Here is a 6379-nt window from a genome sequence, read left to right as displayed (position 1 = left end):
CGGAGGGCAGACGGAGCACGCCGGGGGCGGTGGCGTCCCAGGTGGCGGGTTCCGGACGATCGGTCATGTCAGATCCCCAGGTGGTCGACGAGTCGCAGGCTGAGGCGCCAGAGTTCGGCGCGGGACCGCGGGTCGTAGGCCTGGGCGTCGGCCCGGGCCTCGTGGGTGCGGTCGAAGTAGCGGCCGGTGACGCCCGCGAGCGCCGGGTCGGTGACGAGCCGGTGGGTGGCGGCGACGCCGTCCTCCAGGCTGTCGATGCTGTGGCCGATCTCCCGCAGCACCATCTTGGTCGGCATGTAGGTCGCCGGGTGGAGGCTGTTGACGGTCACCTCGGCGGCCGGCACGCGCGCGGCCAGCTCGAAGCCGGTGGTGATCTGGGCGAGCTTGCTGCGGCAGTAGGCGCGGATCCCGGTGTAGTCGCGTTCGAGCATGAGGTCGTCGAAGTCGATCGCCTCCTGCCCGGCGGAGGCGACGTTGACGATCCGGGCCGGGGCGCAGGCGCGCAGCAGCGGGAGGAGTTCGAGGCTGAGCAGGAAGCCGGCCAAGTGGTTGACGGCGAACCGCAGTTCGTGCCCGTCGGAGCTGGTGCGCCGGGAGCGGCCGTCGGGTTCGCCGCCGCCGACGCCGGCGTTGTTCACCAGGACGTCCAGCCGGTCGGTGGTGGCGCGGACCTCGGCGGCCAGGGCGCGGACCTGCGCGAGGTCGGCGAGGTCGGCGCGCAGGGTGGCGGGGCGGCGGACGCCGTGGGCGGTGCTGATCTCCTCGGCCGTGCGGTCGAGTCTGCCCTGGTCGCGGCCGTGCAGCAGGACGGTGGCGCCCTCGGCTGCGAGGCGGTGGGCGAGGGCGCGGCCGAGACCGTCGGTGGCGCCGGTGATGAGGATCGTTCGCGGCGAGGTCATCGGGACTCCTGGGGCCAGGGGGCGTGGAGGCGGGGCCGGTTCAGGATGCCACGTGCAGGCGCTCGGGCCTCGGCAGGCCGGCGCGGTGGGCCAGGGCCGCCGCCTCGCCGCGCGAGGAGACGTCCAACTTGGCCAGGATGTTGGCCACATGGAACTTCACCGTGGACTCGCTGATGTGCAGCGCCGCGGCGATGTCCCGGTTGCGGCGGCCCCGCGCGAGCTGGTCGAGGACCTCCAGTTCGCGCGGCTGGAGGCCGTCCAGGGGGTCGGTCTCGGGGGCGGCGGGCTCGGGCAGGGCGAGCGGGAGGTCCACGGTCACCGTGGTGCCCCAGCCCGGGACGGCCTCGACGGTGTAGTGCCCGCCGAGGACGGCGACGCGGTCGGCGGTGCGGTGCACGGTGAGGGCGTCGGAGGTGAGCAGGCCGAGGCCGTCGCCGCGCACCACGGCGCGCAGCAGCCCGTCCGTCGCGAAGCTCCAACTCACGTGCAGCCGCGTCGGTTTCTCCTGCTCCAGCATCAGCAGCACGGCCGCCCGGACGGCGTCCCGGGCGGTGTGCGCGGCGTCCGCCGGGACGGACCGGTCGGCCTCCGCCGGGGGAGCGACGTCGAGGCGCACCCTGGTGTGCCGCAGCAGCGGGCCCAGTTCGCGGGCGAGCCGGGCGAAGGCGGCGCCGGCGGGCTCCTCGCTGAGCGTGCGGTCCAGTTCGGCGCCCCGGCGCAGGTCGAGCAGGGCGGTGACGGCCAGTTCGGTGGCGGCACGGCGGGCGGCGGTGTCGTCCAGGTCGGCCGAGCGCAGCGGCGCCAGGATCGCGCTGAGCGCCGCGCTGTGGGTGCCGGTGAACTCGGCGATGGCGCGGGCCCGGGCGTTGGCGGAGGCGCGGGAGGTGGCCGCGTGGGTGGGTGCGGCGTCGGTGGCGCGGTGGTCGGAGTGGGCGACGGCCAGCTCCCAGAACCGCTGGAGGATGGTGAGCGCCCTCGGTGTCACGGGTTCGGTGCCGGTGCTGGTGCTGGTGCTGGTGCGGGTGCCGGCGCGGGGCTCGGTGCGCGTCTCGGTGCGGGTGCCGGTGCGGGTGTCGGCCCGGACGAGGAGCAGCACGGCACGGCCGCCGCCGCCCGGCGCGGTCGCGGCGACCACCACCACCGGCCGGACGCGCCCGGCGAGCTCGGCCTCGCCCTGCCAGGGGAGGCCGGCCGAGGTGGCCTCGGCCGCGCGGTCGGCCAGCCGGGACAGGTCCAGGGCGCTGATCCGCCCGGCCAGCTCGGGCGGGCCGGAGGCGTACGCGGGGGAGAAGGTGCAGATGCCGTTGAGCTGCGCGATCGCCTCGTGCGGCACGAGGGTGCCGACCACCTCGGCGAGCCGCAGCAGGAGGTCCGGCCGGGGCGTGCTCAGCACCTCGACGGCCCGGGCCAGCGCGTCCTCGGGGCGGCCCCAGTGCTCCTGCCAGGTCTCGTCCATGCCGTCGACCCTAACCCCTGGACGGCCGGGGCCGCCTGTCCCTTCGGCCAGGTCGAACCGGCCGAAGGGCGGGCCGGGCAGCCACCGCCGAGGGCACAGGATGGAGTCGTCGGAAGAAAGCAACTCCCGCAAACCCCAAGGACCTTCCATGACCAAGGCGATCGCCTTCACGCAGTACGGCGGCGCGGACGTGCTGCGCACCATCGACATCGAGCTGCCCGCCCCCGGGCCCGGCCAGGTGCGGGTCGCGGTCCGCGCGGTGGGCGTCAACCCGATCGACCACAAGCAGCGCAGCGGCGCGCTGGCCGAGCTCTTCCCGGTGACCTTCCCCGCCGTGCCGGGCTTCGAGGTCTCCGGCGTGGTGGAGGCCGTCGGCGCCGGGGTGACCGGCTTCGCGCCCGGTGACGAGGTGTTCGGCGCCCTGATGGGCGGCGGCTACGCCGAGCAGGCGCTGGTGGGCGCGGACGAGCTGGCCCACAAGCCCGCCACCCTGAGTTGGGAGGAGGCGGCGGCGCTGCCCACGGCGGCCGAGACCTCCGAGCGGGCGTTGGACGTCCTCGGCGTCCGGCCCGGCGAGACGTTGCTGGTGCACGGCGCGGCCGGCGGGGTCGGCACCGTGCTGCTCCAGTTCGCCCGGGCGCGCGGCATCACCGTGATCGGCACCGCGAGCGAGGCCAACCACGCCCACCTGCGCGAGCTCGGCGCGATCCCCGTGACGTACGGCGAGGGCCTGGCCGAGCGGGTGCGGGCGGCCGCCCCGGGCGGGGTGGACCGTGTACTGGACGCGGCCGGGCAGGGCGGGGTGCTGCCGCTGTCGATCGAGCTGACGGGCAGCCCGGACCGGGTGGTGACGATCGCGGACTTCGCCGAGGCCGGGAAGTACGGCGTCCGCTTCACCGGCGGCGGCGAGGGGGAGGTGTACCATCAGCGGGCCTACGCCGCCGCGCTCGCCCTGCACGAGGCGGGCACCCTGCGGCTGCCGCTGCACCGGGTGCTCCCGCTGGCGGAGGCCGCCGAGGCGCAGCGGATCAGCGAGCACGGGCACCTGCGCGGCAAGGTCGTCCTGACGGTGTCGTCCTGACGGCTCACCACCCATCCGTCCCGTGCTGCCCCCGATTGCCCGTTTTGCGCGATGCCCGCCATTTTCGTACGGTTTCATGCATTCGGAGTAATTCGGCAGGCGGAGCGCCGTGAATACGGCTGTGCGCCGTCCGGCCGACATGCGGTCCCCCGAACGGTCGACCAGGGTTGACCGGGTACGGGCGGCACCGGGCCGCCTGCCCTGACGGTCAGGAGGACCAGGCGTATGGGTGGAACGGACAGGCGGGCGGTGGTCGGCGAGTTCCTCGGGACTCTGCTGCTGGTGCTGCTGGCGGTGGGCGCGGCGGTGCTCGCGGGTGACCAGATCGGAACGGTGGGCATCGCGCTCGCGTTCGGTTTCGTGCTGCTCGCGCTCGCCTACGCCCTCGGGCCGATCTCCGGCTGCCACGTCAACCCGGCGGTGACGCTCGGCTTCCTGCTGGCCCGCCGGATCGACGGGCGCACGGCCGTGTCGTACTGGGTGGCGCAGGTGCTCGGCGGCATCGCGGGTGCGGCGCTGGTGCTGCTGCTGGCGAAGCAGGTGCCGGGCCTGGAGACGCACGGCAAGCTCGGCACCAACGGCTGGGGCGAGCGCTCTCAGGTGCACATCAACGCGGGCGGCGCCTTCCTGACCGAGGTCGTGCTCACCTTCCTGCTGGTGTACGTGGTCCTCGCGGTCACCCACCGGCTGGCGGCGGTCGGCTTCGACGGGCTGCCGATCGGCATCGCCCTGGCGGTCGTCCACCTGGTCGGCATCCCGCTCACCGGCACCTCCGTCAACCCGGCGCGCAGTCTCGGCCCGGCGCTGTTCGCGGGCGGTGGGGCGCTCTCCCAGCTGTGGCTGTTCCTGCTCGCCCCGCTGGTCGGCGGCGCGCTCGCGGCGGGGGTGCACCTGCTGACGCACCCGCAGCCGAACCTCCCGGTGGCGGAGGCGCTGGCCACCGACGCCCGGGTCTGACCCGGTCTAACCCTTCAGGGCCTTCAAGGCGGTGGCGGTGTCGCCCTGCTCGCGTGCGGTCGTGGTCCGGGCCCGGTCCTGGCAGTCGCGCAGCGCCTGCGGCGTGAGGTCCGCGTGGGCGGCCTCGGCCCAGGCGGCGAGCAGGGCGGGCGCCTGGTCGTGCAGCCGGGCCCAGCCGCTCGCCCCGTCCGGATCGGCCGGGGTGAGGGTGGCGAGCCAGCCGGCGGTCAGGTGACCGGCCGGGTCGGCGGCGAAGTCCGGCACGGGCTCGGGCTTCGCCGCCTTCGCCGCCTGCGGCCCGGCGGACGTGGACAGCGCGGTCAGTGCCTCCGTGCGCCAGGACCGCCCGGCGGCGTCGCCGCGCTCGCGCAGCACGTCGTCGGCGATGCCGTCGAAGGCGCCGGCGGGCGCGGCGGCCTGGACCAGCGGATCGAGGATCGCGTTCTCCGCTGCGTTCGCCGCGTTCGTCGCGTCCGTCGCGTCCGGCCGGACGGCGGCCAGTGCGGCCGCGCCCTGGCGCAGATCGGCGGCGCGCAGCAGACCGTAGGCCGTCGGGTCCTCGGCGAGGCCGCGCAGCGCCCGGACCAGGTCGGCCTCGGGCACCGCGAAGTGCGCGCCCCGGTCGTCCTGCCAGGCGTCGTCGTTCGGGCCGGCGTGGGACTGGTAGCGGTTGTCGACCCCGGTCAGCACGGCGTGGGTGTCGACGGCGTAGTCGGCGAGGGCCTGCGCCAGCGGGCGGCGGACCTCCGGATGGACGCGGTGCTCCGGACTGTCCGCGAGTGCCAGGACGACGGTGCGCATGGCGCGGGCCTGCTCCACGGTGTGGACGCCGGGCCGGTCGCCGGGGTGGTCGTCAGGGTGGTCGCCGAGTCGGTCGCCGGTGGCGGCCCGGCGCAGTCCGTCGGCCAGGTCGCGGCACGGCAGGTCGGCGCGCCAGGTGCCGCCGAGCACGGTGCGGATCCGGGCGTCGCCGCGCAGCCCGGCGCAGTCGCGGTCGGGGTCGTCGCGGCCGAGCAGCCACCACAGGCCCGCGGCCGCCGCCGCGGCCACCACCAGGGCGATGACGGCCGCGCGTACGGCGGTCTTCCTCATGCCGGTTCCTCCCCCGTACTGTTTCGCTGCGCCGGTTCCGCTGCTTTCACGGGCCGCGGGCCGCGGGCGCATTGACCGCAGGATCGTAGCGGAACCCCACATTTCCACCCTCCGTGCTGAGTAGAGTCATGCCCATGGCGACTGTGAGTGGGGCGGGTGGGGGCCGGTTGGCAGGGCGGTCCTGTGTGGTGACCGGCGCGGCCAGTGGCATCGGGAGGGCGGTCGCCGAGCGCTTCGTGCGCGAGGGCGCGTCGGTGGTGGCCACGGACGTGGACGCCGAGGGGCTGAGCCGCCTGGCCGGGCGACTGCCGGGCGCCGTCAGCACGGTGGTCGGCGACGTCTCCCGGGACGAGGACGCCCGGCGGATGGTCGAGGCGGCCGTCGAGCGGCACGGGCGGCTGGACGTCCTGGTGGCCAACGCCGGGGTGATCCCGCTGATGGAGATCACCGAGGCCACCGCCGAGGATTGGGACCACGTGATGGCCGTCGACGGCCGCGGCATGTTCCTCACCTGCAAGTACGCGATCCGCGCCATGACCGCACAGGAGCGGCCCGGCGGCTCGATCGTCTGCCTGTCCTCCATCTCCGGCGAGGCCGGCCAGCGCGGCCAGGCGGTGTACGGGCCCGCCAAGTTCGTCGCCTCCGGGCTGACCAAGCACCTCGCCGTCGAGTGGGCCGACCGCGGCATCCGGGTCAACGCGGTCGCCCCCGGCACCATCACCACCGAGCGCGTCGCCCGACTGCGGGACGAACCCGGCGGGCCCGAGTACCTCGCGGCGATCGAGAAGCTCCACCCGATGGGCCGCCTCGGCGACCCGGCCGAGGTCGCCGCCGCCGTGCTCTTCCTCGCCTCCGACGACGCCTCCTTCATCACCGGGACGGTGCTGCCGGTCG

Annotated in this window: 6 protein-coding genes; 3 read left to right on the top strand and 3 right to left on the bottom strand. The window is 75.4% G+C overall.

Annotated features, from left to right (window positions below; genetic code table 11):
- Positions 1-68 precede the first annotated feature (68 nt).
- Positions 69-899, bottom strand: coding sequence for an SDR family NAD(P)-dependent oxidoreductase (locus tag J0670_RS26605; protein WP_207814213.1), 831 nt, complete (start codon positions 897-899; stop codon positions 69-71).
- Between the two features lie 40 nt (positions 900-939).
- Positions 940-2355: a LuxR C-terminal-related transcriptional regulator gene (locus J0670_RS40025; RefSeq protein ID WP_207814212.1), complete on the bottom strand. Its 1416-nt coding sequence runs from the start codon at positions 2353-2355 to the stop codon at positions 940-942.
- Between the two features lie 148 nt (positions 2356-2503).
- Here J0670_RS40025 and J0670_RS26595 point away from each other — a divergent pair, with 148 nt between their 5' ends.
- Together J0670_RS26595 and J0670_RS26590 are read left to right on the top strand one after the other, a co-directional pair.
- Entirely contained in the window at positions 2504-3436 is a 933-nt protein-coding gene (locus J0670_RS26595) for an NADP-dependent oxidoreductase (protein WP_207814211.1), read from the top strand.
- 225 nt (positions 3437-3661) lie between these two features.
- Positions 3662-4393 (top strand): MIP family channel protein, encoded by a 732-nt coding sequence (locus J0670_RS26590; protein WP_207814210.1) that lies wholly within the window; start codon positions 3662-3664, stop codon positions 4391-4393.
- Between the two features lie 6 nt (positions 4394-4399).
- Here the strand turns inward: J0670_RS26590 and J0670_RS26585 are convergent, their stop codons facing one another.
- Complete coding sequence (locus J0670_RS26585; RefSeq protein ID WP_207814209.1) at positions 4400-5485, bottom strand: hypothetical protein; 1086 nt, start codon at positions 5483-5485, stop codon at positions 4400-4402.
- Positions 5486-5619: 134 nt separating this feature from the next.
- Between J0670_RS26585 and J0670_RS26580 the strand changes: the two genes are divergently transcribed.
- Positions 5620-6379 (top strand): SDR family NAD(P)-dependent oxidoreductase (locus J0670_RS26580; protein WP_207814208.1); only part of this gene is annotated, 760 nt, incomplete at its 3' end.

This window comes from Streptomyces sp. FH025 (assembly GCF_017427025.1).
In the GTDB taxonomy this organism is placed as follows: Bacteria; Actinomycetota; Actinomycetes; order Streptomycetales; family Streptomycetaceae; genus Kitasatospora.
The sequence above is the reverse complement of the archived record's forward strand: the minus strand, read 5'-3'. Positions and strand labels throughout refer to the sequence as shown.

Excerpts from the sequence above, each read along its gene's own strand:
- J0670_RS26605 (WP_207814213.1), bottom strand. The coding sequence starts at position 899 with ATGACCTCGCCGCGAACGATCCTCATCACCGGCGCCACCGACGGTCTC.
- J0670_RS26590 (WP_207814210.1), top strand. The coding sequence starts at position 3,662 with ATGGGTGGAACGGACAGGCGGGCGGTGGTCGGCGAGTTCCTCGGGACT.
- J0670_RS26595 (WP_207814211.1), top strand. The coding sequence starts at position 2,504 with ATGACCAAGGCGATCGCCTTCACGCAGTACGGCGGCGCGGACGTGCTG.
- J0670_RS40025 (WP_207814212.1), bottom strand. The coding sequence starts at position 2,355 with ATGGACGAGACCTGGCAGGAGCACTGGGGCCGCCCCGAGGACGCGCTG.
- J0670_RS26585 (WP_207814209.1), bottom strand. The coding sequence starts at position 5,485 with ATGAGGAAGACCGCCGTACGCGCGGCCGTCATCGCCCTGGTGGTGGCC.